Genomic DNA, 26,689 nt, shown 5'->3' with positions numbered 1-26,689 from the left:
GTATACAACACGCCGTCATGCTGAGATGGAGTCGGATCGTTGGCCTAGGCGAGCGGCTCTTCGCGACGGACCAGGGCAACGCCTTTGACCTGGGCGTAGACCGTGAGTCCGGCCTGCAGGCCGAGCTCGGTCCACGAGCGCTGGGTGACACGCGACAGCAGCCGGGCGCCGTTGCCATCCTCGCCAAGGCCGAGCAGGGCGGTGACGCGGTGGTCGGACTGGCTGCGGATCTCCAGGATTCTCGCCCTGAGCACGTTGACGATGGTGCTGCGGCTCGGTGCGTCCACGGCGAGGCTGACATCGTCAGCGAGCACGCGCAGGCGGCGGCGGATCCCTGGCGTAAGCGGCTCAGCCGGCACCAGGAACCGGCCGCCGGACACGTCCAGCGTTGCCATGCCGTCGGCCGCATCCTGCGCCGCGACGGTGGCGTCGAGGCTCACCGCGGCATCGCGTGACAGCGCCAGCGGCAGTGACAGATCGGCCTGCAACTCGGACAGCGGGCCTGCGGCGAGAACCGCGCCGTTCCGCATCAGCACCAGCTGATCGGCAAGCCGCTCGACCTCGGCGATGTCGTGGCTGATATAGATGATCGGCAGCTCGAGCGCGGCGTGCAGCCGCTCCAGATAGGGCAGGATTTCATCCTTGGTCATCTGGTCGAGCGCCGACAGCGGCTCGTCCATCAGCAGCAGTTTTGGCTGGCTGAGCAGCGCGCGGCCGATCGCAACGCGCTGCCGCTCGCCGCCCGAGAGATGCCGCGGGGAGCGATCGAGCAGCTTGGCGATGCCCAGCAACCCGACGATCTCGTCGAAGCCGATCGCGCCCGGCCCGCTCGTGCCGGGATGGCCGTACATCAAGTTGCGGCGGACCGAGAGGTGCGGAAACAGATTGGCTTCCTGGAACACGTAGCCGATCGGACGCTGGTGCACGGGACGGAAGGTCTTCTCGTCCTGCCAGACGTCGCCGGCGACGGAGCACAGCCCGTTCAGACGATTGAGCCCGGCGATGCAGCGCATGACCGTCGTCTTGCCGCAGCCGGAGGGGCCAAAGATCGCACTGACGCCGCGGGCCGGCACCTCGAAGCGTGCCTCCAACTTGAAGCCGCCGAGCGCGCCGCGGAAGTCGACCTTGACCGTGCTCATGACGCGCTTTTCGTCATCTTCTTCTCGATGAGCATCATGGTGAGAATGACGCAGAACGAGAACACGACCATGCCGAGCGCGAGCACGGAGGCCTCTGTCCATTGCGAGGTCTCGACATAGTCGTAGATCGCGACCGACAGCACCTTGGTCTTGCCGGGAATGTTGCCGCCGATCATCAGCACGACGCCGAATTCACCGACCGTGTGGGCGAAGCCGAGGATCGCACCGGTGAGAAAGCCGGGGCTCGCCAGCGGCACGGCGATGGTCCAGAACGCGCGCCATGGCGAAGCGCGCAAGGTCGCCGCCGCCTCCATCGGCTTCTCGCCCATCGCCTCGAAGGCGTTGCGGATCGGCTGCACCACGAACGGCATCGAGAACAGGACGGAGCCGATCACCAGGCCCGGAAAGGTGAAGGCCAGCGTGCGCGCGCCCCACAGCGAGGCCAGCGCTCCGCCGGGACCGCTCGGGCCGAGCGCCACCAGCAGATAGAAACCGAGCACGGTCGGCGGCAGCACCAGGGGGATCGCAACCAGAGCGGCGACCGCCTCCTTCCACCGCGCCCGCGACCGCGCCAGCCACCATGCGATCGGCGTGCCCACGAGCATCAATATGAAGGTCGTGAGCGCCGCGAGCTCGAGGGTGAGCCGGACCGGTTGCCAGATGTCGGCCGAGACGTGGAGGTTCATGAATCCGAGTGCTCAGGTGCCCGATTTGGGCTCCAGAGCATAGCCGAACTTCTCGATGACGGCACGCGCTTCCGGAGTCCTGAGGAAGGCGAGGAATGCGGTGGCCGCCTCGTTGCCGGCCGAGGCCTTCAGCAGCACGGCATCCTGCCGGATCTCGCTGTAGAGGTTCTGCGGCACCAGCCAGCGGGAGCCGCCGGCGTTCGGCATCAGCTGCGACAGCGCGACGAAGCCGAGCTCGGCATTGCCGGTGTCGACGAACTGGAACGCCTGCGAGATGGTGTTGCCCTGGACGATCTTCGGTTGGATCGCCTCGTAGAGCTTCAGCGCCTTCAGCGTCTCCACCGCGGCCGCGCCATAGGGGGCCGCCGTGGGGTTGGCGATCGACAGCTTGTTGAACGCGTTGGCCTTCAGGGTCTCCTCGCCCTTCACAATGTTCGGATCCTTGCTCCACAGCACGAGCTTGCCGATCGCGTAGGTGAAGCGGCTCTCGGCGACGCCGAGGCCGTCGTCGACCAGCTTCTTCGGCCGCTCGTCATCGGCGGAGAGCAGGATCGCGAACGGCGCGCTCTCCTTGATCTGGGTGTAGAACTGCCCGGACGAGCCGAAGCTCAGCACCAGCTCGTGGCCGGTCTTGGCCTTGAACAGGCCCGCGATCTCCTTGGCCGGCTCGGTGAAGTTGGCCGCCACGGCGACGTTGGCACTGCCGGCGAACGCGTTTGCGCTGGTCAGCAGTGCAATGGCCGCGCCCAGGGCGGCGGTGGCGAAGCGCATCGATCTCATCATTCTGTCCTTGTCGTATCCATCAAGACGGGTCGCTGCGGTGAAATTGCAAGTCCTGTTCCGGTGCACCGGCCAGCGCCGATGCCATGCTATATCCATTCGTATATATCAGAATAGACAACGCGGCCGGTTCCCGTCAACATGAGGGCCGCCGCGTGCCGCCGCGCTGCGCGTCCTGTTCAGCTTCCGACAATGGACGCCGCGGCGTGTCGCAAACGCGACGGCCCGCGAGTGATGGACGACGCGTCGCATCTGGCGCGTTTCGTTTGTGCGATTGGCATTGGAGCCACGCCATGGCTGGCGCACGCGCGCTGGCCATTTCCGGTCGAGCAATTTGTGGAAGTTGTGCCGGCCTGCCCGACGGGCACCTGCTGCATCCCCGCCATGCGCCAACTGCCCGTCGAGCCAGTTTGTCGCACGCTGTTCGGCTTGTGTCGTCGGGCAAATCAGGCCGATGGTCTCGGCCATCCCGTTCGCGATGAAGAGGGGCGTTTCGGCCGATCGTCACGGAGCGTAGCAGCGGGGAGCGATGGACGTGTCGGGCTCGGGGCTTTCGCGCAAGCGGGGCCGGCGAGCGAGCCTGGCACGTACGGTCAAGTCGCGTGGTCCTGGCCTCCCGACGCTGAGGTCAAGCTGGCTGATGATGCGGACACGCATCTCGCCGGTGATGGGGGCAAAAAAGCCCGGTCCCCAGGGAGATCGCGAAGCAGCCGTTCAAACCATCGCGCGGGGAAGGCCGGGTCGTCCGGCTGGACTCGTGGTACCTGCCGCCTGCATTTTTTCTGCAGGCGGGCCACGGGCCTCAGTCGAGGTCCGGTCTTCCCCGCGCCCTCTCGGTTTTCGAGGGCGATGTCGGCAGCATGACCCGGGCGCAGATGCGCCGCGGGGCCGTGGTGGGCTGCTTGCAAAACATCGTGCGGTGGATGCGAGGCGTAGAGCGCGTGCGCGGTGCTCGCCATGCCAGTGAGTTGGAACGGCCCCACGACCCCTTCGGTGTCGTCCCGGGCTTGACCCGGGACCCATAGCCACCGGCTTGTGTGTGAGGCAGGAAGGTAACTCAGACCGTGCCCAACACGATGGCCTGTGGTTATGGATCCCGGATCTTCGCGCGCGATGCGCGCTCGTCCGGGATGACGGCAAGGCTAAATGGTCGACGTGGACACGGGCAGCCTCCCGGAATCGGTCGTCTAGCCCAGCTTCTGCCAGAGCTGCTTGACCAGCATTCCCGCACGCTTTTCGATCGCCGCGGCGGCATCGAGCGCAAGGTCCTCGCGGTAGCGGCCGGCGATCAGTTGCACGCCGATCGGCTGGCCATTGTTGACCGCGACCGGAACCACCGCGCCGGGCAGGCCGAGCACGTTGATCGCCGAGATGAAGCGGATCTCGTTGAAGAAGATCTCCTGGACGCGCTCGGCGCTCACGGTGTCGTCGCGCGGACCCGGCGTCGGCTTCACCGTGGTCGGCGCCAGCACCACCGGGTACTCCTCGAAGAACAGCTGCCAGGCGCGAATGTGCGTCGAGCGCCTTGCTGTTGCATTCATCCAGCCGGCGAGGTCGAGGATCTCGGCCTTGCTGCGCATGCCGCCCCAGGCCTTGTGGAAGTCCTCGGAGGTGACGGCCAGCATCTTGGCCTCCTGCATCACCACCACCTCGGTGGTGATGACATCGCACCAGGTCTGCCAGACGCTGGAAATATCGGGCACCTCGACTTCGCTGACGCGATAGCCGGAGCGCTCGAGGTGATCCGCTGCCTGCCGGAGCGCCGCGTGCACCGATGGATCGACGTCCATGTCGTCCGGGATCTTGGCGAGTGCGACCTTGATCGGCCGCTTAGGCTTGTCGCCTTCGAGCGGTGCCGGTACCCACCAGGGATCGCGCGGATCACGCCGGCTCATTACCTCCAGCGCCAGCCGGACATCGGCGACGCTGCGCGCCAGCGGACCTTGCGACGACATCAGATGCGCCAGCATCGGCCGCTCGGCCGCGGCACTCTCATTGTAGGCGGGGATGCGGCCCTGCGTCGGCTTGATGGTCACGATGCCATTGCAATGCGCCGGCCAGCGCAGCGAGCCGCCAATGTCGTTGCCATGCGCGATGGTGCCGATGCCGGCGGCGACGGCAGCGCCCGCGCCACCCGAGGAGCCGCCGCAAGTGATCTCTGGATCCCATGGGTTCAGGGTCAGCCCATGCAGCGGATTGTCGGTGAAGCCGCGGAACGAGAATTCCGGCGTGTTGGTGAGGCCGAGCACGATCGCGCCGGCCTTCTTGAGGTTGCGCACGACCGGCGCATCCGACGGCGCGATGATTCCCATCTGCGCCGGAACGCCGTTGGGATTCGGCCGGCCCTCGTAGTCGACGTTCTCCTTGATCGTGACGGGCACGCCGTGCAGCAGGCCGGACTTGTCGCGCGCCTTGTCGGCGGCACGCGCGGCTCTCAAGGCCTCTTCGGAGAGATCGACGACGACGGCATTCAGCTTCGGATTGACCTCGTGCATGCGCGCGATGTGCGCCTGGGTCACCTCGACCGAGGACACCGCGCCCGAGCGGATCGCCGCAGCTGTCTCGAGCGCCGACCATTGCCAGGCCGGTCCCTTCGGCAGCCGCGGCTTCGACGCGGCAGCCTTCGTCGGTGGCTTGGGCTGCGGCTTGGCCTTCACGGCCTTCGTCTTGGCCCTGGCGCTCACCGCCACGCGCTTCGCAGCCGGCTTGACGGGCTTCGCCGCCGGCTTCTTCTTTGTTGCTGATTTCGCCATTTTTATTCCCCCCGGTTCAAGTCTCAAGCGATCGACATCGTCAGCGGCGGCTCGACCTCGGCAGGCAGAGGGCTGACATAGGGCGTGCGCCGCGTCCGCTGCTGCAGATCGGCCTTGGCGGCTGCGATCAAAGTGGGATCGTTGAGCGCCTTGATGCCGAGCCCGGCCATCGCCTTGGCGGCCTGCACCATCGCCTTGTGGGCGGCAGGCGTCTTGCCTTGCGCCACGACCTGCCAGGTGTGGAACGGCGTGCCGATCGCCACCGTCGGCGCGTGGACCTGCACTGTCGGCACCACCCAGCTGACGTCGCCGACATCGGTCGAGCCGATCTGCGGATTGCGCTTGCTGTTCAGCGGCACCAGGAAGTCGGCGAGCGGCTTGTCGCTCGGCTCCATGCCGATGCTGTAGTAGACCGACTCGATGTCCTTGTCGGTCAGGGTTGCCTGGATCTGACCGGCGAAATCCTTGTCGGTCGCGTCGAAATGCGGCGGCCCGAGCTCCTCCATGACCTTGTAGAGCGCTTCTTCGAGCGGCGTGTTGGGCAGGATGTTGGAGACCGCCGAGATGATCTTCATCTCGACCTTGGTCTCGGTCATCAGCGCCGCGCCCTGCGCGATCTTGTGCACGCGCTCGACCAGCTCGTTCATGCCGGGCAGGTCGCGGGCGCGGATCGAGTAGCGCACCCGCGCATGCGCCTGCACGACGTTGGGCGCGATGCCGCCGGTGTCGAGCAGCGCGTAGTGCACGCGCGCGTCACTCGGCATGTGCTCGCGCATGTAGTTGACGCCGACATTCATCAGCTCGACGGCGTCGAGCGCGCTGCGGCCAAGATGCGGCGAGGCGGCGGCATGCGAGGTGCGGCCGGTGAAGACAAAGTCGGCGCGGGTGTTGGCTAGCGAGGGCGTCATCACCACTTCCCAGAAGCTCGACGGATGCCAGGTGATGGCGATGTCGGCATCCTCGAACGCGCCCGAGCGCACCATGAAGGCCTTGGCCGCGCCGCCTTCCTCCGCGGGGCAGCCATAGTAGCGCACGCGGCCCGGAACCTTGTTCGCGGCGAGCCAGTCCTTCACGGCCGTGGCGGCGAGCAGCGCCGCCGAGCCCAGGAGATTGTGGCCACAACCGTGGCCGTGGCCGCCGGTCTCGACCGGCCGATGCTCGGCGACGCCGGCTTCCTGGCTGAGGCCGGGCAGCGCATCGTATTCACCCATGAACGCGATGACCGGACCGGCTTCGCCCCATTCGCCCATCAGCGCGGTTGGAATGCCCGCGACCTTTTCCGTGATGCGAAAGCCCTGGTGCTTCAACTCGGCGAGATGTTCGGCAGACGAGCGGGCCTCGGTGTAACAGACCTCGGGCATGCTCCACACCCGGTCGCTAAGCTCGATGAAACGGGTCTTGATCGCGTCGACGCCGCGCCAGATCTCGCTGCGGTTGTCCATTCCGGTGTTGTCCTCTGCTGCCGATCGGAAGCCGCTATGGTTATCAGCTAAGTTCCCCGACGCCTAGCGATCCCCGGCGGGAGCAGCCATGCGGCGCGCGCCAAACCGCAGTCCTGCGCGTCGGGCCTGAGCAGACGATGCTGTTGGATGCAATGCGATGTTTTCGGCGGCGCAACGTGAACGATCCGTTCTCACATTCCGGAACTGTCGCCGTGCGCCGCTACCTCCGTTAAAGGAACGATCATGGGCGCCTCCTGTTCTCGCTGTCTGGAGCGATCGCCATGCGTGCCGGACCGATCATCATCATCGTTGCATTGCTGCTGATTCTCGCAGGTGCCGTCGTCTTCGCCTATCAGGGGATGACGCTGCCCGGCGACCCCATGCCGACCGAGGGCTGGATCGCGCTGACGCTCGGCGTGGTGTTTTCGCTGATCGTGGGGATCGGGTTGATGGTGCTGTTGTTCTACAGCAGCCGCAAGGGTTACGATGAACCCTCGCAGTTCAGGCCGGACGACCGTCCCGAGTAACGGCTCACTCCGGCCGTGGCGGATGCTGGGTGCGCGGATGACGGTCGTGCAGGAGCTTCGCCAATTCGTGCCGCAGGTCGTCGTGATCGCGCATCGCCGTCTCGAACAGCGCCTCCTGGATGTCGCGCGGCATGTCGCCCCACACGCTGATCGCGGCGTTGCCGAGCAGTTCGGCGAATTGGTTGTCATCCATGCGGCACCTCCGGACGAGGAGACGTCCATGCGCCGCGAAGGTTCCAAGCGGCCTATTGGGTGACGAACAGGACGGTGGCGATCGCCACCGACGCCGCGATCGCTGACACGGTGCCGGTGGTCGACAGCACGCCCATGCGCCGCAGCGCCGCTGCGAACACGATGATGATGGGCGTGGCGGTGACGAGGCCGAGCTGTGCTTCGGTCATGGGATATGCTCCTGGCAGTGTCATCGATCCCTAGCGCAGTCCGGTGCCGCGCTGTTTGTGCACCGACAAAGAGCAGCTCTGGTCCCCAAACTAGCTTCGCGACATCCAATCGGAGGGAGCGATGTCGGCACTCACATGCGAAACGGATCAGGAGGGGGAACGCTGGGACGTGTTCGAGGGCCTGCCCGGCGACGCCATGATATGGGTGCTGATCCTCAGCGAACTCGTCGCGTTCGGCCTGCTGCTCGGCGCCTTCATCGTCGCACGCGCGCTCAATCCGGCGGTATTCGCGGCCGGGCAGGCCATGCTTGACGGACCGCTCGCCGCGTTGAACACGATCGTGCTGGTCACGAGCGGCTGGGCCGCGGCGCGCGCGGCCGCAGCCGCGCGGTTCGCATCGCGTCGCGGCGCACGGCGCTGGATCGCGCTGGCCATGCTGCTCGGTGCTGCGTTCATCGCCATCAAGCTGACGGAGTACGGCAATGAGATCGCGTCCGGTGCGAGCCTCGAATCCTCGGTCTTCTTCACGCTCTACTTTCTGCTGACCGGGTTTCACCTGCTGCACGTCGCGCTCGGGATCGTCATCCTCGCCATCGTCAGCCGCGGCGCCGCGCCCCATGGCGTCGAGACCGGGACGGCGTTCTGGCACATGGTCGACCTGGTGTGGATCGTGATGTTTCCGGTCCTCTATCTGGTGGGGTGACCCATGCTGCGCGACCCTTTCAATCTCGCCTGGCTTCAGCTGCTGAGCTTTGCCGCCGCCACGCTCGCCGTCTCGCTCCTGGTGCCGAACAGGTGGCTTCTCGATGCTCTGGTTCTTTCGCTCGCCGTCGCGAAGGGCAGGGTGATCGTGCTCGACTATCTCGGTCTGCGGCAGGCGCCGGCGCTGTGGCGCGGGCTGCTCACAACATGGCTCGCCGGCCTTGCTGCTTTTGCTGCGCTCGCAGTTGTGGTCCGTGCCCTCGTCTGACGGCTGATCGTCGCGCTCGTTGCGCCCGGACAAAGAGCCCTGCGGCATCGCCGATAGATTGCCATCACACCATCGCTCTTCACTACACGGAAAGGACGTGTCATGGCGGAACGCCTGACCAAGTCGGCCGCGCGGAACGTCTTCTACGGCGGTTCGGCCTTCTTCTTTGCGATCTTCCTCGGGCTGACCGCGCACAGCCACTACTACATGGTCACGACGTCGACCAAGGCATCGACGCTGTCCGACGGCGTCGCGCGCGGCAAGCATGTCTGGGAGCGGAACTCCTGCATCAACTGCCACACGCTGCTCGGCGAAGGCGCCTACTTCGCGCCCGAAGTCGGTAACGTCTGGGACCGCTGGGGCGGCAGAGAGGACCCGGCGGCGGCCCGCGAGATGCTGAAATCCTGGATGCAGTCGCAGCCCTCCGGCGCGCCGGGACGGCGGCAGATGCCGCAGTTCAACCTGACTGACCAGGAGCTCAACGACCTCGCCGACTTCCTGCAATGGACCAACACGATCAAGCGCCAGGACTGGCCGCCGAACAAGGCCGGCTGAGCCCTGCATCCGCCCTTCATCCACGAGAGAGATCCGCGATGAGATATGAGACCCAGAAGGTCGCGATGCTGTACTTCTACGGCGCGCTGACGCTCTTCCTCGCCCAGGTCCTGTTCGGCCTGCTCGCCGGCACCATCTATGTGCTGCCGAACACGCTGTCGGTCCTGCTGCCCTTCAACATCGTCCGCATGATTCACACCAACGCGCTGATCGTGTGGTCGCTGATCGGCTTCATGGGCGCGACCTACTTCCTGCTGCCCGAGGAGACCGAGACCGAGCTCTACAGCCCGCTGCTCGCCAAGATCCAGTTCTGGATGTTCTTCGGCGCGGCGGGCGCGGCAGTGGTCGGCTATCTCTTCCACTACCACGAGGGACGCGAGTTCCTCGAGCAGCCCTTCATCATCAAGGTCGGCATGGTCGTGGTCTGCCTGATGTTCCTGTTCAACGTCACCATGACGGCGCTGAAGGGCCGCAAGACCACGGTGACCAACATCCTGCTGTTCGGTCTGTGGGGCGTCGCGATCTTCTTCCTGTTCGCGTTCTACAACCCGGCCAATCTCGCCGTCGACAAAATGTACTGGTGGTACATCGTCCATCTCTGGGTGGAGGGCGTCTGGGAGCTGATCATGGCCTCGATCCTGGCCTTCCTGATGATCAAGCTCAACGGCATCGACCGCGAGGTCGTTGAGAAGTGGCTCTATGTCATCATCGGCCTGGCGCTGTTCTCCGGCATCCTCGGCACCGGCCACCACTTCTACTGGATCGGCGCCCCCGGCTACTGGCAGTGGATCGGCTCGCTGTTCTCCACCCTCGAGGTCGCGCCGTTCTTCACCATGGTGATCTTCACGGTGCAGATGACGCTCAAGGCCGGTCGCAAGCACCCGAATCGCGCCGCGCTGCTGTGGTCCGTCGGCTGCTCCGTCATGGCGTTCCTCGGCGCCGGCGTGTGGGGCTTCCTGCATACGCTGTCGAGCGTGAACTACTACACGCATGGCACCCAGGTCACCGCGGCGCACGGCCATCTCGCCTTCTTCGGCGCCTATGTGATGCTCAACCTCGCCGTGATGGCCTATGCGGTGCCGCAACTGCGCCAGCGCGCGCCCTACAACCAGTGGCTCTCGATCGCGAGCTTCTGGATCATGTGCACGGCGATGATGGTGATGACGTTTGCGCTGACCTTCGCTGGCATTCTCCAGGTGCATCTGCAGCGCGTGCTCGGCCAGAGCTACATGGACGTGCAGGACCAGCTCGCGATGTTCTACTGGGTGCGGCTCGGCTCCGGCGTGTTCGTCGCGATCTCGGCGCTGATGTTCGTCTGGGCCGTGCTGGTGCCCGGCCGCGCCAAGCCGGCTGTGATCCCCGGTGCCCTGCAGCCCGCGGAGTGAATGCTGGCAGGCGGCGGCCCTGCGGTCGCCGCCTGCATTCCCCAATTTTGGAGAGTGAACATGAAAGCCGCGCTGCACGCGATCGATACCGTCCCCTCGTTTCCGCCGTACACGCCGACCGGCAATGAGTGCACGCTGTTCGAGCATGCGTTCCGGCACCGCCTCCCGGTGCTGCTGAAGGGGCCGACTGGCTGCGGCAAGACCCGCTTCGTCGCGCACATGGCGGCGCGACTCGGCCTGCCGCTGCACACCGTGGCCTGTCACGACGATCTCACCGCCGCCGATCTCACCGGCCGCTATCTGCTCAAGGGCGGCGACACCGTGTGGACCGACGGACCGCTGACCCGCGCCGTGCGCGAAGGCGGCATCTGCTATCTGGACGAGGTCGTCGAGGCGCGCAAGGACGTTACCGTGGTGTTGCATCCTCTGACCGACGATCGCCGCATCCTGCCGCTGGAGCGCACCGGCGAGGAGCTGGTCGCGCCCGACGGATTCATGCTCGTCGTGTCCTACAATCCCGGCTATCAGTCGCTTCACAAGGCGCTGAAGCCGTCGACGCGGCAGCGCTTCATCGCCATCGAATTCGGCTTCCTGCCGGCTGAGCAGGAGATCGCGGTCGTGTCCGCTGAGAGCGGGCTGGCGCCCGAGCGCGTGCGGCCGCTGGTGGCGCTGGCGCATCGGCTGCGCGCGCTGCAGGGCCATGATCTCGAGGAAGGCATCTCGACCCGGCTGCTGGTGTATTGCGCCACGCTGGTCGCCGCCGGCACGCCGCTGAGCGATGCCGTGCTCGCCGCGATGATCGAGCCGCTGACCGATGACGCCGACGTCAAGGCCGCGTTGCGCGAGGTCGCGCACGCCGTGATCGGGTGAGCCATGCTCGACTTTCTCGAACTGGAGGAGACGGTCGGTCGTGCCTGGCATCGTCTGGTCGGCACGACGTCGAGCTATCCGGTCCATCTGGATCAAGTAGTCGCGCTCAGCGAGATCAGCGGCCGCATCGCCGTGATGTTCCGAGCGCTGGGCGGCGAGACCGGCGTGCAGATCGCCGGCAGCAAGGCGCGCAAATCGGGACATCGGCTCGGCTGGCGCCAGCGCATCGGCCTGGGCGACGAATGCCTCGACCAGGCGGGGCGCGACGGCGCGACCGTGTTTCTGCCCGAGACCATCGCGCTGTTGCCGGATCGCGCGCTCAACGCGCAGCTCTATCAGTGGCTCGCGGCGTGGTTCGCGACCATGGAGATGGAGCCGATCGCCGACAGCGATCCGCTGCGGCGGGATCTTCTCGCGCTGCGCCGGGCTCGTGAGACCACGATGGTCGTGCTCAGGCGCTTTCCGGGACTGAACCGAGCCTACGCCCAACTCGCGCGTGCCCTGGCCGCGACCCGGCCGCAGCGCCCGCTGCCGCGGCTGGAGCAGCAGGTCGAGCAGATCGTCATGGCGCTGTTGGGAGCCGCGGTGCCGCCCTACGGGGCATTGTGGAACGCCGTGGTCGCCGACGGCGTACTGCCGGACACGGCGCCGCCCGGCTACCGGCCGATGCTGCCGTGCCCATTGTGGGGCGATTGCTGGAGCCGCGAGGCCGTCGCGGCCGAACGCGATGACGACGAGACCCTGACGCCCGCGGAGGACGCTGCTGATCCCGACACCCGCAAGCGGTTCGCGCGGCGTGAGCGCGACGACACCGCCAAGCGCGACCCGTTCATCCTCAACCGCTTCGAGAAGATCCTCGCGATGGCGGAGATGGTGAACGTCGATCGTCCCTCCGACGACACCGATGATGACGACGCGCGCAAGGCGGCCGACGACCTCGATGAGCTCGCGATCTCCAGGCGCAAGGGCAGGCCGGCGAGCAAGCTGAAGTTCGACCTCGATCTGCCGCCCGAAGCGGTCGATGCCACCAAGCTCGAGTCCGGCCGGCTCTATCCCGAGTGGAACTACCGCAGCGGCGCGTATCTGGAGGATCATTGCCGCGTCGTCACCGGCGCCGCCGCCGAGACCGGCGAGGTGTGGGCGCCAGATGAGGCGATGCGCCGCCGCATTCGCGCCGTTCGCCGCCGCTTCGAGACTCTGCGGCCTCGCCACGAAGTCATGCGCGCGCAGGCCGATGGCCACGATCTCGACATCGACGCGCTGGTGCGCGCGCGCAGCGATCTCAATGCCGGACATGGCGGGCTCGACCGCGTCCACCTCGCCATGCGTCCGCTGGCGCATGATCTTGCGGTGACTCTGCTGGCCGACGTGTCCTTGTCGACCGATGCGTGGGTCGACGGCGTTCGCGTGCTCGACGTCGAGAAGGAGGCGCTGCTGGTGCTCGCGCATGGGCTGTCGGCCTGCGGCGACAGCCACAGCATTCTCACCTTCACCTCGCGGCGCAATTCCTGGGTTCGCCTGGAGACCGTCAAGGCATTCGGCGAGCCGATGAGCGGGCAGGTCGAGCGCCGCATCGGCGCGCTGCGGCCCGGCTACTACACGCGCATCGGCACCGCGGTGCGCCATGCCGCGGGCGAACTCGCTAATCGTCCCGAGCGCAAGCGGCTGCTGCTGGTTCTGACCGACGGCAAGCCCAACGATGTCGATCACTACGAGGGGCGGTTCGCGATCGAGGATACGCGCAAGGCGGTGCAGGAAGCGCGCCGTGGCGGCGTCGCCGTGTTCGGCGTGACCATCGACTCGGCGGCCCAGTCGTATTTTCCGACACTGTTCGGCCGCGGCGGTTACGCCATCGTCGGCAACATCCGCCGCCTGCCTGCGGCGCTGCCGGCGCTGTACCGGCAGCTGGCGCACTGACCGTCCTAGGTCGCCGGCTCGCGCAAGTTCCGCAGCGGCACCGGCAGGTGGCCCATCAGCTTGTCGAACTCGCCGGGATCGAGCTTCTCCCAGAGGATCTCGAAGATGCCGCGCGCCGCCCGGAGCGGATCGACCGGGAACTGCGGCGGCAGCTCGCGGAAGATGTCGTCGACGAACTCTTCGAGATGCCGGTCCTTGGTCGGCGTCGCCGCGTGGTGCCAGCCCTCGTAGTAGATGCCTCGGATCAAGAGCGGCAGCTGGGCGCCGAAATTCGCCGCGGTGGCCAGCGGCAGGCGGTCGCGCAGCACATGCAGCACCGCGCGGAGCGCGTTGTAGGCCTGCTGGCGGCTCGTCAGCGCCAGCCGCTGCTCGATCGCCTTCAGCCAGATGTTGGTTTCCTGGACGGTATGGTCCAGCGCGGTGACGCCGATTTCGCTCATCTGATTCTCCATGGCCATGCACAGGGATCGTTGGCGGCACGCCGAACCAGGGAACCGCAACGTGATTCGCTTGGACGTGCCGGCAGTAGGCGGCGCGTTCGGACCGAGAACGTTGACCTGCATCAATGTCACGATGTCGTGGCCGGCCGCGAGGTAAACGAACAGTCAAGGGCGAGCCCCGGCGTTTACTGTTCCGGCCTGCGGAACGAAGCACCCTCACGTATCCGCCGCGTGTCATCACGCCATGAGGTTGAACCGTAATCGTCCTGCTTGTGCAGAACGCGTCTTCGCTTGCTCGTCGCGACAGACTCACCTTACATCGGTCTCGTTCGAGGCGCGGAGACCCGCGCTCCCGGCACTCCCTCAACTCACGAATCGACGTCGGCTCGCAATGCTCAAGTCTGCCCAAGAGAAGTCTGTTCACAACAAGCCTGCTCAAGACAAATCCGGCAACGACCTTCCGCTGACCGGCTACGCGGTCGTGGTCGATGGTCAGATCAAGACCGAGTTCAAGACCAAGGATGGCGCGCATAACGGCGCGCATGACCTCAAGCGCCGCTTCCCGATGCTGCAGATCAAGGTGTATGACGCCGAGACCAAGCAGACCCACGAGATCGCCCTGGCGCGGGCGTGAGACCACGCGGCGGGAGCCTTGCCGCCACACCCACGCGAGGCTCCTGCACCGGACTGACCTTTTCGACGCTTGCTGTCCGGACGTGAGCGCGTGAACGCAGATCCGTGACGTCGTCGCAAATGCGACGTTCATGCGATCGTCGTCTGCTCCGAAGGGATGCAGCCATGACGTTTTTCATGGCGCCGTTGCCGCGAAGCCGATTGCATTTTTGGCGCTCGTTTCGTTTGATCGCGATCTCTCTCGCACTGGATAACCGGCAATGACGCCGGCGATGCCGGTCGTGCGCAGATCGGAGATCGCCGTGAGTCGTATGTTTCGCGCAGCCGCCGCCCAGATGGGGCCGACGCAACGGGCCGACAGCCGCGCGCACACGCTGTCCCGCATGATCGAACTGCTTGAACGCGCGGCCGCGCAAGGCGCGACGCTGGTGGTATTCCCGGAGCTCGCCTTCACGACTTTCTTTCCGCGCTGGATTCTGGAGGGCGAGGCGCTCGACGGCTATTTCGAGCGGTCGATGCCCAACCCGGCCGTCGCTGCGCTGTTCGAGCGGGCGCGCGCGCTGCGCGTCGGCTTCTATGTCGGCTATGCCGAGCTCACGCCGGATGGGCGCCGTTTCAACAGCTCGATCCTGGTTGATGCCGGCGGCGAGATCATCAGCAAGTATCGCAAGGTGCATCTGCCGGGCTCGGTCGAGCCGCGCGACGGCGCCAAGTATCAGCAGCTCGAGAAGCGCTATTTCGGCTACGGCGATCTCGGCTTTCCGGCGGTGCGCGCCGGATCCGAGTGGGGCGGCGCGATCATGGGCATGATGATCTGCAACGACAGGCGCTGGCCGGAATCCTGGCGCGTGCTCGGGCTGCAGGGAGTCGAACTGGTCTGCGTCGGCTACAACTCCGCGGCCTATGATCCGAACGGCGGCAACACCGAGGATGCCTCGCTGCGCACCTTTCACTCGACGCTCGTGGCGCAGGCCAACGCCTACATGAACGCGACCTGGGCGATCGCGGTGGCCAAGGCCGGCGACGAGGACGGCAGCGGCCTGATCGGCGGCTCCTGCATCGTCGACCCCAATGGCTGCATCGTCGCGCAGGCGACGACGCTCGCTGACGAGATCATCATCGCCGACATCGATCTCGACCTGTGCCGCCAGGGCAAGAACAAGATGTTCAACTTCGCGGCGCATCGCCGGCCCGATCAGTACAAGGTCATCACCGAGCGGGCCGGCGTCGTCGAGCCGGTCGCGATCGATTAGCCGCGCCGCAGGACGGGCTGGATCTGCGCATGGCGCGCAGCGTCGTCTCATTGAACTCTGTCAAACAGCTGGGCAAGCGACGTCGCCGCCGCGGCGCTGATCGCGCCCGGGTGATGCCGACGTTGGGCCCTCTGAAAGTGATGAGGGCGCAGGGAAGGCCGGGTGCCGGTCGCACCCATGGTCCGCGTGCAACAAGAAGCACGCGGCAGAACCACAGGTACGGACCGGAGCATCCGGCCTTCCCTGCGCGATGGTTTACGGGCTTATACGCGCTCTCCCCGGTGCCCGGCTTGTTGGCCACCGTCATCGGCACGATGCATTACACCAGCCGACTTGATACCAGCTTCGGGATATCAGGACCACGCGACTTCGCCGTCCGCAGAGCACCGCTCGTCCGCGCAAGCGCTTTTTCGATGCTCCGACGTCCACCGCATTGCCGGTCCAACGTTTCGTGACGACGCGTACGCCCCTCATCCGGACCGGAACGGGGAGAGCATAAGGCATAGATTCTGATTTACGGAATAGGTTTATTTTTTGCTGGAAGGTCTTGAAATCAGCCTTGTCTTTGAACCCGCATGCGAAATCAGTGTTCTTGCGCACGGCGATTCCTTCGCGCCTCGGGGCATTTTCGAAGCCGGCGCGCCGCTTCTTCTGCTCGTCGGGCAAATCAGTGTATGGGAATGGGGCGCTTGCCTTCCGACGGGCAGCGCGAAGTTCGAGGCCGCAATGAGCGTTGAACGCTATTTCGACGGAGAGATCGACGTGCTGCTCGCCGACGGCTCGCGGGTGCATGCCAGGGTGACGGCTGATGAAATCATGACCGAGGGAAAAGAGGTCTACTGCATCTCTCTCGTCCAGGGCAGTGAGGTCGAGACGGCACAGTCCGACGTCGACTTTTTCGAAGCCTTGATCGAGCTACGGCTGGAGCTGGAAAAGCGTGGTGCGCTGCTGTGCTGTTTCGGCGCCAGCGAGAACGTTTATCCCTCGGGAATGCAGCGCGACATGGGCCCGGCGATCCTGGCCTACAAGATGCGTCTCGGCCAGCCGAGCCTGACGAAGGACATGGTCAACATCTTCCACGCCGACGAGACCGTGGTGCCCGCCACGGTCGAGCAGCAGGCGCGGTTTCATCAGCAGTGGGCCGATGGGTTCAGGAAGCGATGATTGGGAGCATGGCGGCCTCATGGTTCGAGACGCGTCGCAAGGGCGACGCTCCTCACCATGAGGGTAGAGAGTGGTGTTGTCGCCAAATCGATCCGCAAACTCGACCGCATCCTGAGGAGCATCGCGAAGCGATGCGTCTCGAAGGATGGGCCGCGACGGGACTGACAACGTCACCTCGTCCCATACGCGCGGTCGCCGGCGTCGCCCAGGCCGGGGACTATGAAGGCGTCGTCGTCGAGGCCGTCGTCGATGGCGGCGGTCCACAAGGTGACGTCGGGATGCAGGCCGCGGACGCGTTCGACGCCTTCGGGGGCCGCGATCATGCAGACCATGCGGATGTCCTTGGCGCCGCGCTCCTTGAGCCGGTCAACCGCGGCGACGGCGCTGTTGCCGGTCGCCAGCACCGGGGTCACCACCACAGCGAGGCGCTCCTGCAGGTCGGACGGCGCCTTGAAGAAATACTCAACGGCCGTGAAGGTGTGCGGCTCGCGGTAGAGGCCGATATGGGCGACGCGGGCGGTCGGCACCAGATCGAGCATGCCGTCGACGAAGGTGACGCCGGCGCGCAGCACCGGTACGAACACCAGCTTCTTGCCGGCGATCTTGGCCGACTGCATCCGCGCCAAGGGCGTCTCGACCTCGACTTCCGTCAGCGGCAGGTCGCGCGTGACCTCGTAGCACAGGAGCATGCCGATCTCCTTCAGCAGCTCGCGGAATGATTTGGTCGAGATCGACTTGTCGCGGATCAGGGTCAGCTTGTGCTGCACCAGCGGATGATCGACGACCGTGACGCCTTCCATGGCTTTCATCTCCGTAGGGTAGGCAACGGCGTATAGCGCCGTGCCCACCACGATTTTAGCTCAAATCAGAACGGTGGGCATGCTGCGCTTTGCCCACCCTACGTGCAACTGATGAGCTTCGTCATTGCGAGGAGCGAAGCGACGAAGCAATCCAGACTTTCTTCCTGGCCCTGGATTGCTTCGCTCCGCTCGCAATGACGGAGCCGCGAGGTGGGTGAGTTTGGTGTAAACCCCTTAAAACACCGTGCCGTCGCTGATGATGGTCAGCGGCGGGGAGCCGTCGGGGCGGCGGGCGAAGGCGAGCTTACGGCCGGCGGCCCAGCTGCCGCCTTCGAGGATGCGGGCCAGCGGCAGCTGCTCGGCGGTCTTGCCGGTACGCTCACGGATCAGCGCGGCCAGCCGGTCGAGCAGGGCGACGGTCAGGGCGCGCCATTCCACCACCAGCGGCGAGTCGACCGTGTGCGCCCGCCCGGCATCGGCGGGGTCGCGCAACACCAGCACGCCGCCGTCGACGAACAGGCCGCCGTTGCGGTATTCGGCGAGGCCGGTGAGGCCGTCGATGTTCTCCACCACGAGGCCCGCGCGCTGCAGCGGTTCGATCAGCGAATAGCTCAGCCATTGCGACAGCTTGTGCAGCGGGACGAGGCCGGTGGTCGCATCGTCGGTGACCAGCGATGGATGGCGCCAGCAATCGCCCAGCGCAATGCCGCCCAACGTCAGCCGTGATGGCCAGATCGGGCCGAGCTGCAGCAGCACTTGCTGCAGGATCGCGGCAGCCTCGATGTGGCCCGAGGCGGCGGCAGCGGCCAACTGATCGAGCAGCCCGCCTGGCCGGGGGCCGTCCTTCGTCGCGAAAACTCCCGGGACCGCGGCCGTGACTTCGCCTAGCTGCCGGAGCAGCGCGACGCGTCCCTCCAGCCCGACCAGCGGATTGTCAGGCCCGACCTGGAAGCCGCGTTCGAGATCGGCGACGGTGAGTTGCTTGAGCTTCGCCGCGTCGGCCCGCAACGGGTCGCGCGTGTCGGCCGAAAACGCGCCACTCGCAAACATGTCGAGGCTCGCCAGCGCGAGCCCCTCGGAGCGGCCGATCCGCGCACCGGTCGCGGCATGCTGATAGCGCCAGGCCGCGCCGGCGCCGGCGTCGAGCAGCACGCTGGTGATGGCGAGATCGAATTCGGCGCGCGCCCGCGCGGCCGCATCCGGCCAGCTGACCTTGTCAGCAAGAGCAGCCCAGCGATCGGCGCCGCCGACCACGAAGTGCCGCCAGCGCGAATGGAACGGTACCTCGCCGTTCGGGTAGGCCTTGCCGGTCACGTCCAGAACGAGATCGGCGATCGCATCGAGCTTGCCGAGATCGATGCGGAAATGCGGCAGCTTGTCCGCAAGCCCCAGCGAAAGCATCTGGTGCGCCCGCTCGCGCACGGCGCGGGCGGACAGGAGGGTTGAGACGTCAGTCATGATGGCCGCTGCGCTCAGTACTTCTCGAGCGGGCGGCCGACAGTGTCGCCGAGCTCTTGCGGCTTCTGCGGCTCGAGCGAGAAATAGCCGGCGGCTTTCTTCGCTGCCATCTCGACATGAGCGTCGGCCGGGATCAGCTCGTCCGGAATCGGCACGCGCTCGACGATGTCGACGCCTTGGCCTGTCAGTGCGTCATGCTTCATGTCGCTCATCGAGATGAAGCGGTCGATGCGCTTGATGCCCAGCCAGTGAATCACGTCCGGCATCAGTTGCTGGAAACGCGCATCCTGAACGCCGGCGACGCATTCGGTGCGTTCGAAATAGGCCGCCGCGGCGTCGCCGTCCTCCTGGCGCTTGCGCGCATTGTAGACCAGGAATTTCGTGACCTCGCCGAGCGCGCGGCCTTCCTTGCGATTGTAGACGATGATGCCGAGCCCGCCGCTCTGGCCGGCGGCGACGCATTCCTCGATGCCGTGGATCAGATAGGGGCGGCAGGTGCAGATGTCGGAGCCGAACACGTCGGAGCCGTTGCACTCGTCATGCACGCGGCATGTGATCTTGGTGCGGGGCTCGTTCAGCTTGGTGACGTCGCCGAACAGATAGACGGTGGTGCCGCCGATCGGCGGCAGGAACACCTGCAGGTCCGGCCGCGTCACCAGCTCCGGATACATGCCGCCGGTCTGCTCGAACAGGCCGCGGCGCAGATTGGTCTCGCTGGTGCCGAAGCGCGCGGCAACCCCGGGCAGGTACCACACCGGGTCGATCGCGATCTTCACCACCGACACGCTGCCATTGGCATGCACGACCTCGCCATCATGGACGAGGCGCTTGGCCGCGAGCGCGGCATGCAGCTCCGGCAGCTCGATGCGCGCCTTGGTCACCGCGATGGTCGGACGGATGTCGATTCCCTCGGCGATCTCGCCGCCGAAATTCTCGGCGACCAGATGGCCCCAGGGATCGAGCGCGACGATCTTGGCCGGGTCGCGCCACTGGCCGAACGGGCCGATGGTGGCGGCGGGATGGGTGTTGGTGAGATCGGGGCGGCGGATCGGATCGAGCGCGCCGGAGGACACCGCGAGCGCGCGGTACACCGTGTAGGAGCCGCCATGGCTGCCGATGACGTTCCGGTCCTGCGGCCGCGACACGGTGCCGATGATCGGCCCGCGCTCGCGCGCGGTCTCCGCGCCCCAGTGGAGCGGGAAATTGTGCTTGGCGCCTGGCACCGGGTGCGAGGTCAGGCGGATGTGATCCGTACGGTTGGAGCGAGTCATCGGACAGCCACCCCCAAAACGGCAACGGCCCGCCTTGACGACGGGCCTGAGCAGAACGAGTTCACGTTTTCCATGCACCAATATAGCAGTTTTTCCCCGCCAAACAAGTGGTCCGCGCTCGCCGTCTATTTGTAAACGAATGGTATCGGCCCGCGGCTGGCGCTGCAACGCGGCGTCCAGCCCCTTGGCATGACGCTTGCCTTTTGAACGGCGGACCGCCAGCTTGGCGTGCACGGAATCCTCGGCGGCAAAGGCGGCATGGACCTGATCATTCGCAACGCGGTGCTGGCGCAGCAGGGCGAGCTGCGCCGCGCCGATATCGGAATTTCCGATGGCAGCATCGTGGCCATCGCGCCGGGCCTGCAGGCCGCCGGCGAGGAGCGCGACGCCGACAATTGCCTGGTCGTTCCGGGCTTCATCGAGACGCATATCCATCTCGACAAGACCTGCATCCTCGATCGCTGCACGATCAGGGAGGGCACCGTCGCCGAGGCCGTGCGCGAAACCGCCGCGGCCAAGCGCAACTTCACGGCGGAGGATGTCTATGCAAGGGCGAAGCAGACGGTCGAGCGCTGCGTCAGTCATGGCACGATGCGGATGCGCACCCATGTCGAGCTCGATCCGGGCATCGGCTTCATCGGCTTCGAGGCGATCCAGCAGCTCGCGCGCGACTATGCGTGGGCCATCGATCTCGAGATCTGCGTGTTCCCGCAGGAAGGGCTCACCAATTATCCGGGCACCGAGGAGCTGCTGATCGAAGGGCTCCGTCGCGGCGCGCGCACCATCGGCGCGGCGCCGTATTTCGACACCGACCCGCCGGCGCAGATCGACCGCATCTTCGCGATCGCGCGCGACCACGACGTCGACATCGACATGCATCTCGATCTCGCCGAGACGCTCGATCACATGCAGATCGAATATGTCTGCCGCAAGACGGAGGAATATGGCTGGGGCGGCCGCGTCGCGGTCGGCCATGTCACGCAGCTGTCGCTGCTGCCGCCGGAGCGCTTCAACGCGATTGCTGGGCAACTCGCCAATGCCGGGGTCGCGGTGACCGTGCTGCCGTCGACTGATCTGCATTTGATGGGGCGGCGGCAGGACCATGCGATCCCGCGCGGCGTCGTGCCGCTGGAGCCGCTGCGCGCCGCCGGCGTGACCTGCTCGCTCTCGACCAACAATGTGCTGAACCCCTTCACACCCTATGGCGACGGCTCGCTGATCCGCATGGCCAATCTCTACGCCAATGTCTGTCACGTCTCGCGGCCCGACCATCTCGCCGGCTGTCTCGACATGGTCACGCACGACGCGGCGAAGCTGATGCGGCTCGGCGACTACGGCATCGAGATCGGTGCCGCAGCCGATCTCGTCTGCATCGACGCCGTGACTCCGACGGAAGCGGTTGCGACGTTGGCGCAGCCCTTGTGGGGCCTGAAGCGCGGCCGCCCGTCGTTCTCGCGCACGCGGCCGGTGCTGCATCGGCCGGCGTGACGCTACGGTTATCGAATGAAGGTGTGTCAACACGCGTCATTGCGAGCGCAGCGAAGCAATCCAGAGTCTTCGCGCGGTCCTGGATTGCTTCGCTGCGCTCGCAATGACGGCGGAACTCAAATCGGAGAACAATCATGCGCATGATCAATGTTGCCGCGGCCCAGATGGGGCCGATCCAGCGGGCCGACAGCCGCGAGGCCGTCGTGGCGCGCATGATTGCGCTGATGGACGAGGCCAAGCGCCGGGGGGCCGATCTCATCGTCTATCCGGAGCTGGCGCTGACGACGTTCTTTCCGCGCTGGTACATGGAGGATCAGGACGAGGTCGACACCTGGTTCGAGCCGACGATGCCCAATGCGGCGGTGCAGCCGCTGTTCGACCGCGGCAGAGAGCATGGCATGGCGATGTATCTCGGCTATGCCGAGCTGACGCCGGACGGGCATCACTACAACACGGCCATTCTCACCGACCGCAACAGCAACATTGTCGGAAAATACCGCAAGGTGCATCTGCCCGGTCACGAGGAGTTCGAGCCACAGCGCAGCCATCAGCACCTCGAGAAGCGCTATTTCGAGCCGGGCGATCTCGGCTTTCCGGTATGGCGCAATCTTGGCGGCATCATCGGCATGGCGGTCTGCAACGACCGCCGCTGGCCGGAGACCTATCGCGTGATGGGGTTGCAGGACGTCGAGATGGTGCTGATCGGCTACAACACGCCGTCGGTGAACTCCTTGAAATCAGCCGAGGGGCTGCCGCAACGCCTGTTCCACAATCGCCTGTCGGCGCAGGCGGGCGCCTATCAGAACTCCTGCTGGGTGGTGGCGGTCGCCAAGGCCGGTGTCGAGGACGGTCATCCGCTGATCGGCGGCAGCCTGATCGTCAATCCCGATGGCGAGATCGTCGCGGAGGCGGTCACCGAGGGCGACGAGGTGCTGGTGGCGCCGTGCGATCTAGATGCGACCCGGTTCGGCAAAGAGACGATCTTCGACTTCGCGCGGCATCGCCGGGTTGAGCACTACGGACTGATCACCAGCCGCACGGGCGCTGTGCCTCCGGAGTGAGGCGGCCACACAAAGACCCAGCTGCCAAGCGTGGGCGATAGGGGCGAGAGCGCTGCTACAAATTCGGTGTCGTCCCGGCGAACGCCGGGACCCATACCGCGGAATCTATCGAGGAACGTAACTGCTAGTTGCCTGCCTCACCGCGGCCGGTGGTTATGGGTCCCGGCTCGTAGGCCGGGACGACAGCTGAGTGTGGAACTGCCAGCGGGGCAGATCCTTGCAGCGTAGAGAGTGAGATGAGCGAGCCTCCGCTCATCCTGCAAGAGCCGCCAATCACCCCGCAAACGCCACCGCGCCGAGCGCCATGGTCACCGCAGCCTGGGTCGGATCGATCACCGGAATCCCCAGCGCGTCCTCCAGATTCTTGCGATGCCGCGCCATGCCGGCGCAGCCCATGACGATGGCGCCGGCGCCGTCCTCCTCCTTCAAGGCGCGGCCGACGGCGATCATCTTCGCCAGCGTGCCTTCGCCCGACGCTGTCTCCGCCACCGTCATATCGAGCGGGCGTTCGGCGGCCAGTCGATCCATCAATCCCATCTGGCGGAGATAGCGGATGTGGCGGCGGATCGAGCGCTGCGCGATGGCGAGCACGCCGAACGTGTCGGCGCGGGTCAGCGCGGTCAGCACGCCGCATTCGGCGATGCCGAGCACCGGTCGCGCCGTCGCCTCGCGGCAGACATGCAGGCCGGGGTCGCTGTAGCAGGCGATGACGAAGGCGCTCGAGGCATTGTCGCCCTCGACGAAACGTCGCAGCGGCAGGGTGACGCTGTCGGCGTCCTTCTGGCTCTCGATGCCATAGGGGCCTTCCTTCAGCGTCTCGCAGACGATCTCCGGTCCCTCGGCGAACATCAGCGGCTTGAGCGCCGCGGCCAGGCCGTCGGTCACCACCTGGTTGGAGTTCGGGTTGATCACGGTGATGCGCGGGCGGGACATGGGAGCTACCTGCTTCTTCGGAGTTGACGGCGCCCGACAGGCAACCACTATGCGACGGTGGACGCAAGGAGGCCCACGCGGCCTCGCAGCTTCCGCGGCGTTCCATCTGGCAGAACTTTTGGAGATCGCGATGACCGAGCCGGCCTATGACCTGATCATCCGGGGCGGGCGCGTCGCCACCACGACGGATACGTTCGAGGCCGACGTCGCCATCTCGGGCGAGACCATCGCGGCGATCGGTCGCGGGCTCGGGCCGGCGAAACGCGAGATCGATGCGCGCGGCAAATATGTGCTGCCCGGCGGCGTCGACAGCCACTGCCACATCGAGCAGCTCTCGGCCGCGGGCATCGTCAACGCCGACACCTTCGAGAGCGCGACGACGTCGGCCGCGTTCGGCGGCACCACGTCAGTGATCTCCTTCGCCGCGCAGCATGTCGGTATGCAGCTGCCGCAGGTGCTCGAGGACTATCACGCGCTGGCGCGCAAGGGTGCGGTCATCGACTACGCGTTCCACATGATCATTGCCGATCCGACCAATGAGACCTTGGAGCGCGACCTTCCGGCGCTGATCCGGCAGGGGCACGGCTCGATCAAGATCTTCATGACCTATGACCGGCTCAAGATCGACGACGAGCCGCTGCTCGACATCCTCGTCGCTGCGCGCGAGGGCGGCGCGATGCTGTGCGCGCATGCCGAGAACCACGGTATCATCTCCTGGATGGTGAAGCGGCTGCTGGCGCGCGGCTACACCGCGCCGAAGTACCACGCCATCAGCCATGCGCGCTTTTCCGAGGCCGAGGCGTTCAACCGCCTGATCGGCATGGCGGCGCTGGTCGACCAGCCGATCATGATCTTCCACGTCTCGACCGCCGAGGGCGCCAAGGTGATCCGCGATGCGCGCGGGCAGGGGCTGAAGGTGTTCGCGGAAACCTGTCCGCAATACCTGTTCATGACGGCCGAGGATCTCGACAAGCCCGGCATCGAAGGCGCGAAATGGATGTGCAGCCCGCCGCCGCGCCGCGCGCCCGACCAGGAGGCGCTGTGGCAGGCGCTGTCGCTCGGCGATCTGCAGACGATCTCGTCGGACCACGCGCCGTATCGCTTCGACGAGACCGGCAAGCTGCGCGCCGGCCCCAACCCGAACTTCAAGCAGATTGCCAACGGCCTGCCGGGGCTCGAGCTGCGGCTGCCGCTGCTGTTCGACGCGATGGTGTCGAAGGGCCGGCTCGGCCTCAACAAGTTCGTCGAGCTGACCGCGACGGCGCCGGCGAAGGTCTACAACCTGCATCCGAAGAAGGGCGCGATCGCGATCGGCACCGACGCCGACATCGCGCTGTGGGATCCGGACAAGCGCGTGACCATCGCCGATGACATGATGCACGACCTCGCCGGTTACACGCCGTTCGCCGGCCGCAGCGTGCAGGGCTGGCCGGTGACCGTGCTGTCGCGCGGCCGCGTCATCGTCGACGGTGGCAAGGTCTCGGCGCAGCCGGGCTCCGGGCGGTTCCTCGCCCGCAGCGGCGGCGAGGCGGCGAAGCCGACCGGGCGGCTGGTGGCGGACATGGACCCGGAGCAGAATTTTGGGGCGAAGCTGCTGTGAGCAACGCGAAGCCGTTCGTGCTGGTCTCGCTGGTTCGTCATTCTCCGCCGTCATGCCCGGGCTTGACCCGGGCATCCACGTGCGTCCCAGGATGCCGCCCGACGTGGATGGCCGGGACGGGGCCCGGCCATGACGTGGGGAGAGATCTGAACGTCCATCCTCTAGCGCTGTCTGCGCGAGGAGTTCTCTGATGTATGTCCTGATCTTCGGCGGCGCCGGCTTCGTCGGGCTCAACATCGCGCAAGGTCTGCTGGAGCGCGGCCATGCCGTGACGATTTTCGATGCTGCCGGTCTGCCCGCGGCGGCGCAGCGCGCGTTTGAAGCCCATCGTGAGCGTCTGCAACTGGTGCAGGGCGACGTCACCGATGCGAGTGCTGTTGCGGCCGCTGTCGGCAATGGCTGTGATGCCGTTGTAATGGGCGCCGCGATCACCGCGGGTCCCGAGCGCGATGCTGCGGACCCCGAGAGCATCCTCGCGGTCAACCTGCTGGCACAGGTGCCGATCCTACGGGCGGCGCGCAGCAGCGGCGTCCGCCGCGTGATCAATCTCTCCTCCGCGGCGTCCTACGGCGCGAGCGGCCAGCGCTATCAGGTGCTGGAGGAAACAACGCCGTGCGAGCCGGTGTCGCTTTATGCGATCACGAAGTTCGCGTCCGAGCGCGTCGCGGCGCGGCTGTCGGAGCTGTGGCAGACCGACGTCGTCAGCGTGCGCCTGTCGGCGGTGTTCGGCCCGTTCGAGCGCGGCGGCGGCGTGCGCGACACGCCATCGCCGCAGGCGCTGATCGCAGCCTGCTGTGCGGGCAACGCGCCTGCGTTGTTGAGCGAGCCCGGCGACAAGGACTGGGTCTACGCGGTCGACGTTGCCGATGCGGTCTGTCTGCTGCTGCAGGCCACGAAACCGCAGCACACGCTCTACAACATCTCCAATGCGGCGACGTTCACGGCGGAGGCCTGGGGCCACGCCTTCGCAAGCGGTCGTGCAGGATTCACGTGCCGGGTCGCGGAGCCGGGAGAAACGCCGACCGTGCCGGTGTTCGCGCCGAACCGCGGCCGGCTCTCGACGACGCGGCTGGCCGACGAATTCGGCTGGCGCGCGCGGTTCGACTGCGCGGCTTCGGCGGCGCATTTCGGCCGCTGGTTCGATCAGTATGGGAGAGACTGAG

Annotated in this window: 26 protein-coding genes; 14 read left to right on the top strand and 12 right to left on the bottom strand. The window is 66.3% G+C overall.

Translation table 11 applies throughout. From position 1 onward, the window contains the following. Positions 1–44: 44 nt before the first annotated feature. The 5 genes from modC to ACQR1I_RS29020 all read right to left on the bottom strand — a co-directional run bounded on the left by modC (position 45) and on the right by ACQR1I_RS29020 (position 6,800). Positions 45–1,139, bottom strand: coding sequence for a molybdenum ABC transporter ATP-binding protein (modC, locus tag ACQR1I_RS29040; RefSeq protein ID WP_434868736.1), 1,095 nt, complete (start codon positions 1,137–1,139; stop codon positions 45–47). After that, positions 1,136–1,825: a molybdate ABC transporter permease subunit gene (gene modB / locus ACQR1I_RS29035; RefSeq protein WP_434868735.1), complete on the bottom strand. Its 690-nt coding sequence runs from the start codon at positions 1,823–1,825 to the stop codon at positions 1,136–1,138. The genes modC and modB overlap by 4 nt, the downstream gene beginning before the upstream one ends. A 12-nt stretch (positions 1,826–1,837) precedes the next feature. Then, positions 1,838–2,605: a molybdate ABC transporter substrate-binding protein gene (gene modA, locus ACQR1I_RS29030; RefSeq protein WP_434868734.1), complete on the bottom strand. Its 768-nt coding sequence runs from the start codon at positions 2,603–2,605 to the stop codon at positions 1,838–1,840. Between the two features lie 1,187 nt (positions 2,606–3,792). Next, a complete protein-coding gene (locus tag ACQR1I_RS29025) occupies positions 3,793–5,358 on the bottom strand; it encodes an amidase family protein (protein ID WP_434868733.1) in 1,566 nt (521 codons plus the stop codon). A gap of 23 nt (positions 5,359–5,381) precedes the next feature. Next, positions 5,382–6,800, bottom strand: coding sequence for a M20 family metallopeptidase (locus tag ACQR1I_RS29020; RefSeq protein WP_434868732.1), 1,419 nt, complete (start codon positions 6,798–6,800; stop codon positions 5,382–5,384). Between the two features lie 281 nt (positions 6,801–7,081). Between ACQR1I_RS29020 and ACQR1I_RS29015 the strand changes: the two genes are divergently transcribed. Beyond that, positions 7,082–7,327 (top strand): hypothetical protein, encoded by a 246-nt coding sequence (locus tag ACQR1I_RS29015; RefSeq protein WP_434868731.1) that lies wholly within the window; start codon positions 7,082–7,084, stop codon positions 7,325–7,327. Between the two features lie 4 nt (positions 7,328–7,331). On the opposite strand, the gene ACQR1I_RS29010 is transcribed toward ACQR1I_RS29015, so the two are convergent. Continuing rightward, positions 7,332–7,520 (bottom strand): hypothetical protein, encoded by a 189-nt coding sequence (locus ACQR1I_RS29010; RefSeq protein ID WP_434868730.1) that lies wholly within the window; start codon positions 7,518–7,520, stop codon positions 7,332–7,334. A 52-nt stretch (positions 7,521–7,572) separates the two neighbouring features. Beyond that, positions 7,573–7,728: a hypothetical protein gene (locus ACQR1I_RS29005; RefSeq protein ID WP_009028352.1), complete on the bottom strand. Its 156-nt coding sequence runs from the start codon at positions 7,726–7,728 to the stop codon at positions 7,573–7,575. 121 nt (positions 7,729–7,849) lie between these two features. Between ACQR1I_RS29005 and ACQR1I_RS29000 the strand changes: the two genes are divergently transcribed. From ACQR1I_RS29000 to ACQR1I_RS28975, 6 genes are all read left to right on the top strand, one after another. Next, on the top strand, positions 7,850–8,431 hold the full coding sequence (locus tag ACQR1I_RS29000; protein WP_434868729.1) for a cytochrome c oxidase subunit 3: 582 nt from the start codon (positions 7,850–7,852) through the stop codon (positions 8,429–8,431). A gap of 3 nt (positions 8,432–8,434) precedes the next feature. Then, positions 8,435–8,698 carry a cytochrome C oxidase subunit IV family protein gene (locus ACQR1I_RS28995; RefSeq protein WP_434868728.1) on the top strand — a complete coding sequence of 88 codons (264 nt, stop codon included), beginning with the start codon at positions 8,435–8,437 and terminating at the stop codon, positions 8,696–8,698. 102 nt (positions 8,699–8,800) lie between these two features. Next, entirely contained in the window at positions 8,801–9,253 is a 453-nt protein-coding gene (locus ACQR1I_RS28990; RefSeq protein ID WP_434868727.1) for a c-type cytochrome, read from the top strand. Positions 9,254–9,291: 38 nt separating this feature from the next. Continuing rightward, positions 9,292–10,638 (top strand): cbb3-type cytochrome c oxidase subunit I, encoded by a 1,347-nt coding sequence (locus tag ACQR1I_RS28985; protein WP_434868726.1) that lies wholly within the window; start codon positions 9,292–9,294, stop codon positions 10,636–10,638. A 60-nt stretch (positions 10,639–10,698) separates the two neighbouring features. Next, positions 10,699–11,508 carry a CbbQ/NirQ/NorQ/GpvN family protein gene (locus ACQR1I_RS28980; RefSeq protein WP_434868725.1) on the top strand — a complete coding sequence of 270 codons (810 nt, stop codon included), beginning with the start codon at positions 10,699–10,701 and terminating at the stop codon, positions 11,506–11,508. Between the two features lie 3 nt (positions 11,509–11,511). Then, positions 11,512–13,425 carry a nitric oxide reductase activation protein NorD gene (locus tag ACQR1I_RS28975; RefSeq protein ID WP_434868724.1) on the top strand — a complete coding sequence of 638 codons (1,914 nt, stop codon included), beginning with the start codon at positions 11,512–11,514 and terminating at the stop codon, positions 13,423–13,425. 5 nt (positions 13,426–13,430) lie between these two features. On the opposite strand, the gene ACQR1I_RS28970 is transcribed toward ACQR1I_RS28975, so the two are convergent. Further along, positions 13,431–13,865: a DUF2267 domain-containing protein gene (locus ACQR1I_RS28970; protein ID WP_434868723.1), complete on the bottom strand. Its 435-nt coding sequence runs from the start codon at positions 13,863–13,865 to the stop codon at positions 13,431–13,433. A gap of 391 nt (positions 13,866–14,256) precedes the next feature. Here ACQR1I_RS28970 and ACQR1I_RS28965 point away from each other — a divergent pair, with 391 nt between their 5' ends. The 3 genes from ACQR1I_RS28965 to ACQR1I_RS28955 all read left to right on the top strand — a co-directional run bounded on the left by ACQR1I_RS28965 (position 14,257) and on the right by ACQR1I_RS28955 (position 16,915). After that, positions 14,257–14,499 carry a hypothetical protein gene (locus ACQR1I_RS28965; RefSeq protein WP_434868722.1) on the top strand — a complete coding sequence of 81 codons (243 nt, stop codon included), beginning with the start codon at positions 14,257–14,259 and terminating at the stop codon, positions 14,497–14,499. Positions 14,500–14,809: 310 nt separating this feature from the next. After that, positions 14,810–15,751: an N-carbamoyl-D-amino-acid hydrolase gene (locus tag ACQR1I_RS28960; RefSeq protein ID WP_434868804.1), complete on the top strand. Its 942-nt coding sequence runs from the start codon at positions 14,810–14,812 to the stop codon at positions 15,749–15,751. A 534-nt stretch (positions 15,752–16,285) separates the two neighbouring features. Continuing rightward, positions 16,286–16,915 (top strand): hypothetical protein, encoded by a 630-nt coding sequence (locus ACQR1I_RS28955; RefSeq protein ID WP_434868721.1) that lies wholly within the window; start codon positions 16,286–16,288, stop codon positions 16,913–16,915. A 170-nt stretch (positions 16,916–17,085) separates the two neighbouring features. On the opposite strand, the gene upp is transcribed toward ACQR1I_RS28955, so the two are convergent. The 3 genes from upp to ACQR1I_RS28940 all read right to left on the bottom strand — a co-directional run bounded on the left by upp (position 17,086) and on the right by ACQR1I_RS28940 (position 20,444). Next, entirely contained in the window at positions 17,086–17,715 is a 630-nt protein-coding gene (gene upp / locus ACQR1I_RS28950; RefSeq protein WP_008961936.1) for a uracil phosphoribosyltransferase, read from the bottom strand. Positions 17,716–17,949: 234 nt separating this feature from the next. Further along, positions 17,950–19,173: a URC4/urg3 family protein gene (locus ACQR1I_RS28945; protein WP_434868720.1), complete on the bottom strand. Its 1,224-nt coding sequence runs from the start codon at positions 19,171–19,173 to the stop codon at positions 17,950–17,952. Positions 19,174–19,187: 14 nt separating this feature from the next. Further along, positions 19,188–20,444 carry a GTP cyclohydrolase II gene (locus ACQR1I_RS28940; RefSeq protein ID WP_434868719.1) on the bottom strand — a complete coding sequence of 419 codons (1,257 nt, stop codon included), beginning with the start codon at positions 20,442–20,444 and terminating at the stop codon, positions 19,188–19,190. Between the two features lie 258 nt (positions 20,445–20,702). Here ACQR1I_RS28940 and ACQR1I_RS28935 point away from each other — a divergent pair, with 258 nt between their 5' ends. Both ACQR1I_RS28935 and ACQR1I_RS28930 read left to right on the top strand, forming a co-directional pair. Next, complete coding sequence (locus ACQR1I_RS28935; RefSeq protein WP_434868718.1) at positions 20,703–21,932, top strand: amidohydrolase family protein; 1,230 nt, start codon at positions 20,703–20,705, stop codon at positions 21,930–21,932. Positions 21,933–22,066: 134 nt separating this feature from the next. After that, positions 22,067–22,993, top strand: a complete 927-nt coding sequence (locus ACQR1I_RS28930; RefSeq protein WP_434868717.1) for an N-carbamoyl-D-amino-acid hydrolase — start codon at positions 22,067–22,069, stop codon at positions 22,991–22,993. Between the two features lie 273 nt (positions 22,994–23,266). Here ACQR1I_RS28930 and ACQR1I_RS28925 read toward each other — a convergent pair whose 3' ends face one another. Beyond that, the gene (locus ACQR1I_RS28925; protein ID WP_434868716.1) at positions 23,267–23,926 is read right to left on the bottom strand and encodes an aspartate/glutamate racemase family protein; all 660 of its coding nucleotides are present in this window, start codon (positions 23,924–23,926) and stop codon (positions 23,267–23,269) included. Positions 23,927–24,056: 130 nt separating this feature from the next. Here ACQR1I_RS28925 and hydA point away from each other — a divergent pair, with 130 nt between their 5' ends. Both hydA and ACQR1I_RS28915 read left to right on the top strand, forming a co-directional pair. Then, positions 24,057–25,526: a dihydropyrimidinase gene (gene hydA, locus ACQR1I_RS28920; protein WP_434868715.1), complete on the top strand. Its 1,470-nt coding sequence runs from the start codon at positions 24,057–24,059 to the stop codon at positions 25,524–25,526. A 190-nt stretch (positions 25,527–25,716) separates the two neighbouring features. Continuing rightward, the gene (locus ACQR1I_RS28915; RefSeq protein WP_434868714.1) at positions 25,717–26,688 is read left to right on the top strand and encodes an NAD-dependent epimerase/dehydratase family protein; all 972 of its coding nucleotides are present in this window, start codon (positions 25,717–25,719) and stop codon (positions 26,686–26,688) included. Position 26,689 lies beyond the last annotated feature (1 nt).

This window comes from Bradyrhizobium sp. HKCCYLS2038, assembly GCF_051167655.1.
Taxonomy (GTDB): Bacteria; Pseudomonadota; Alphaproteobacteria; order Rhizobiales; family Xanthobacteraceae; genus Bradyrhizobium.
This window is presented reverse-complemented; position numbering and strand designations above follow the sequence as displayed.

Bases quoted from the DNA above. Each gene is read 5' to 3' on its own strand.
- modC (WP_434868736.1), bottom strand. From the start codon at position 1,139: ATGAGCACGGTCAAGGTCGACTTCCGCGGCGCGCTCGGCGGCTTCAAG.
- modB (WP_434868735.1), bottom strand. From the start codon at position 1,825: ATGAACCTCCACGTCTCGGCCGACATCTGGCAACCGGTCCGGCTCACC.
- modA (WP_434868734.1), bottom strand. From the start codon at position 2,605: ATGAGATCGATGCGCTTCGCCACCGCCGCCCTGGGCGCGGCCATTGCA.
- ACQR1I_RS29025 (WP_434868733.1), bottom strand. From the start codon at position 5,358: ATGGCGAAATCAGCAACAAAGAAGAAGCCGGCGGCGAAGCCCGTCAAG.
- ACQR1I_RS29020 (WP_434868732.1), bottom strand. From the start codon at position 6,800: ATGGACAACCGCAGCGAGATCTGGCGCGGCGTCGACGCGATCAAGACC.
- ACQR1I_RS29015 (WP_434868731.1), top strand. From the start codon at position 7,082: ATGCGTGCCGGACCGATCATCATCATCGTTGCATTGCTGCTGATTCTC.
- ACQR1I_RS29010 (WP_434868730.1), bottom strand. From the start codon at position 7,520: ATGGATGACAACCAATTCGCCGAACTGCTCGGCAACGCCGCGATCAGC.
- ACQR1I_RS29005 (WP_009028352.1), bottom strand. From the start codon at position 7,728: ATGACCGAAGCACAGCTCGGCCTCGTCACCGCCACGCCCATCATCATC.
- ACQR1I_RS29000 (WP_434868729.1), top strand. From the start codon at position 7,850: ATGTCGGCACTCACATGCGAAACGGATCAGGAGGGGGAACGCTGGGAC.
- ACQR1I_RS28995 (WP_434868728.1), top strand. From the start codon at position 8,435: ATGCTGCGCGACCCTTTCAATCTCGCCTGGCTTCAGCTGCTGAGCTTT.
- ACQR1I_RS28990 (WP_434868727.1), top strand. From the start codon at position 8,801: ATGGCGGAACGCCTGACCAAGTCGGCCGCGCGGAACGTCTTCTACGGC.
- ACQR1I_RS28985 (WP_434868726.1), top strand. From the start codon at position 9,292: ATGAGATATGAGACCCAGAAGGTCGCGATGCTGTACTTCTACGGCGCG.
- ACQR1I_RS28980 (WP_434868725.1), top strand. From the start codon at position 10,699: ATGAAAGCCGCGCTGCACGCGATCGATACCGTCCCCTCGTTTCCGCCG.
- ACQR1I_RS28975 (WP_434868724.1), top strand. From the start codon at position 11,512: ATGCTCGACTTTCTCGAACTGGAGGAGACGGTCGGTCGTGCCTGGCAT.
- ACQR1I_RS28970 (WP_434868723.1), bottom strand. From the start codon at position 13,865: ATGAGCGAAATCGGCGTCACCGCGCTGGACCATACCGTCCAGGAAACC.
- ACQR1I_RS28965 (WP_434868722.1), top strand. From the start codon at position 14,257: ATGCTCAAGTCTGCCCAAGAGAAGTCTGTTCACAACAAGCCTGCTCAA.
- ACQR1I_RS28960 (WP_434868804.1), top strand. From the start codon at position 14,810: ATGTTTCGCGCAGCCGCCGCCCAGATGGGGCCGACGCAACGGGCCGAC.
- upp (WP_008961936.1), bottom strand. From the start codon at position 17,715: ATGGAAGGCGTCACGGTCGTCGATCATCCGCTGGTGCAGCACAAGCTG.
- ACQR1I_RS28945 (WP_434868720.1), bottom strand. From the start codon at position 19,173: ATGACTGACGTCTCAACCCTCCTGTCCGCCCGCGCCGTGCGCGAGCGG.
- ACQR1I_RS28940 (WP_434868719.1), bottom strand. From the start codon at position 20,444: ATGACTCGCTCCAACCGTACGGATCACATCCGCCTGACCTCGCACCCG.
- ACQR1I_RS28935 (WP_434868718.1), top strand. From the start codon at position 20,703: ATGGACCTGATCATTCGCAACGCGGTGCTGGCGCAGCAGGGCGAGCTG.
- ACQR1I_RS28930 (WP_434868717.1), top strand. From the start codon at position 22,067: ATGCGCATGATCAATGTTGCCGCGGCCCAGATGGGGCCGATCCAGCGG.
- ACQR1I_RS28925 (WP_434868716.1), bottom strand. From the start codon at position 23,926: ATGTCCCGCCCGCGCATCACCGTGATCAACCCGAACTCCAACCAGGTG.
- hydA (WP_434868715.1), top strand. From the start codon at position 24,057: ATGACCGAGCCGGCCTATGACCTGATCATCCGGGGCGGGCGCGTCGCC.
- ACQR1I_RS28915 (WP_434868714.1), top strand. From the start codon at position 25,717: ATGTATGTCCTGATCTTCGGCGGCGCCGGCTTCGTCGGGCTCAACATC.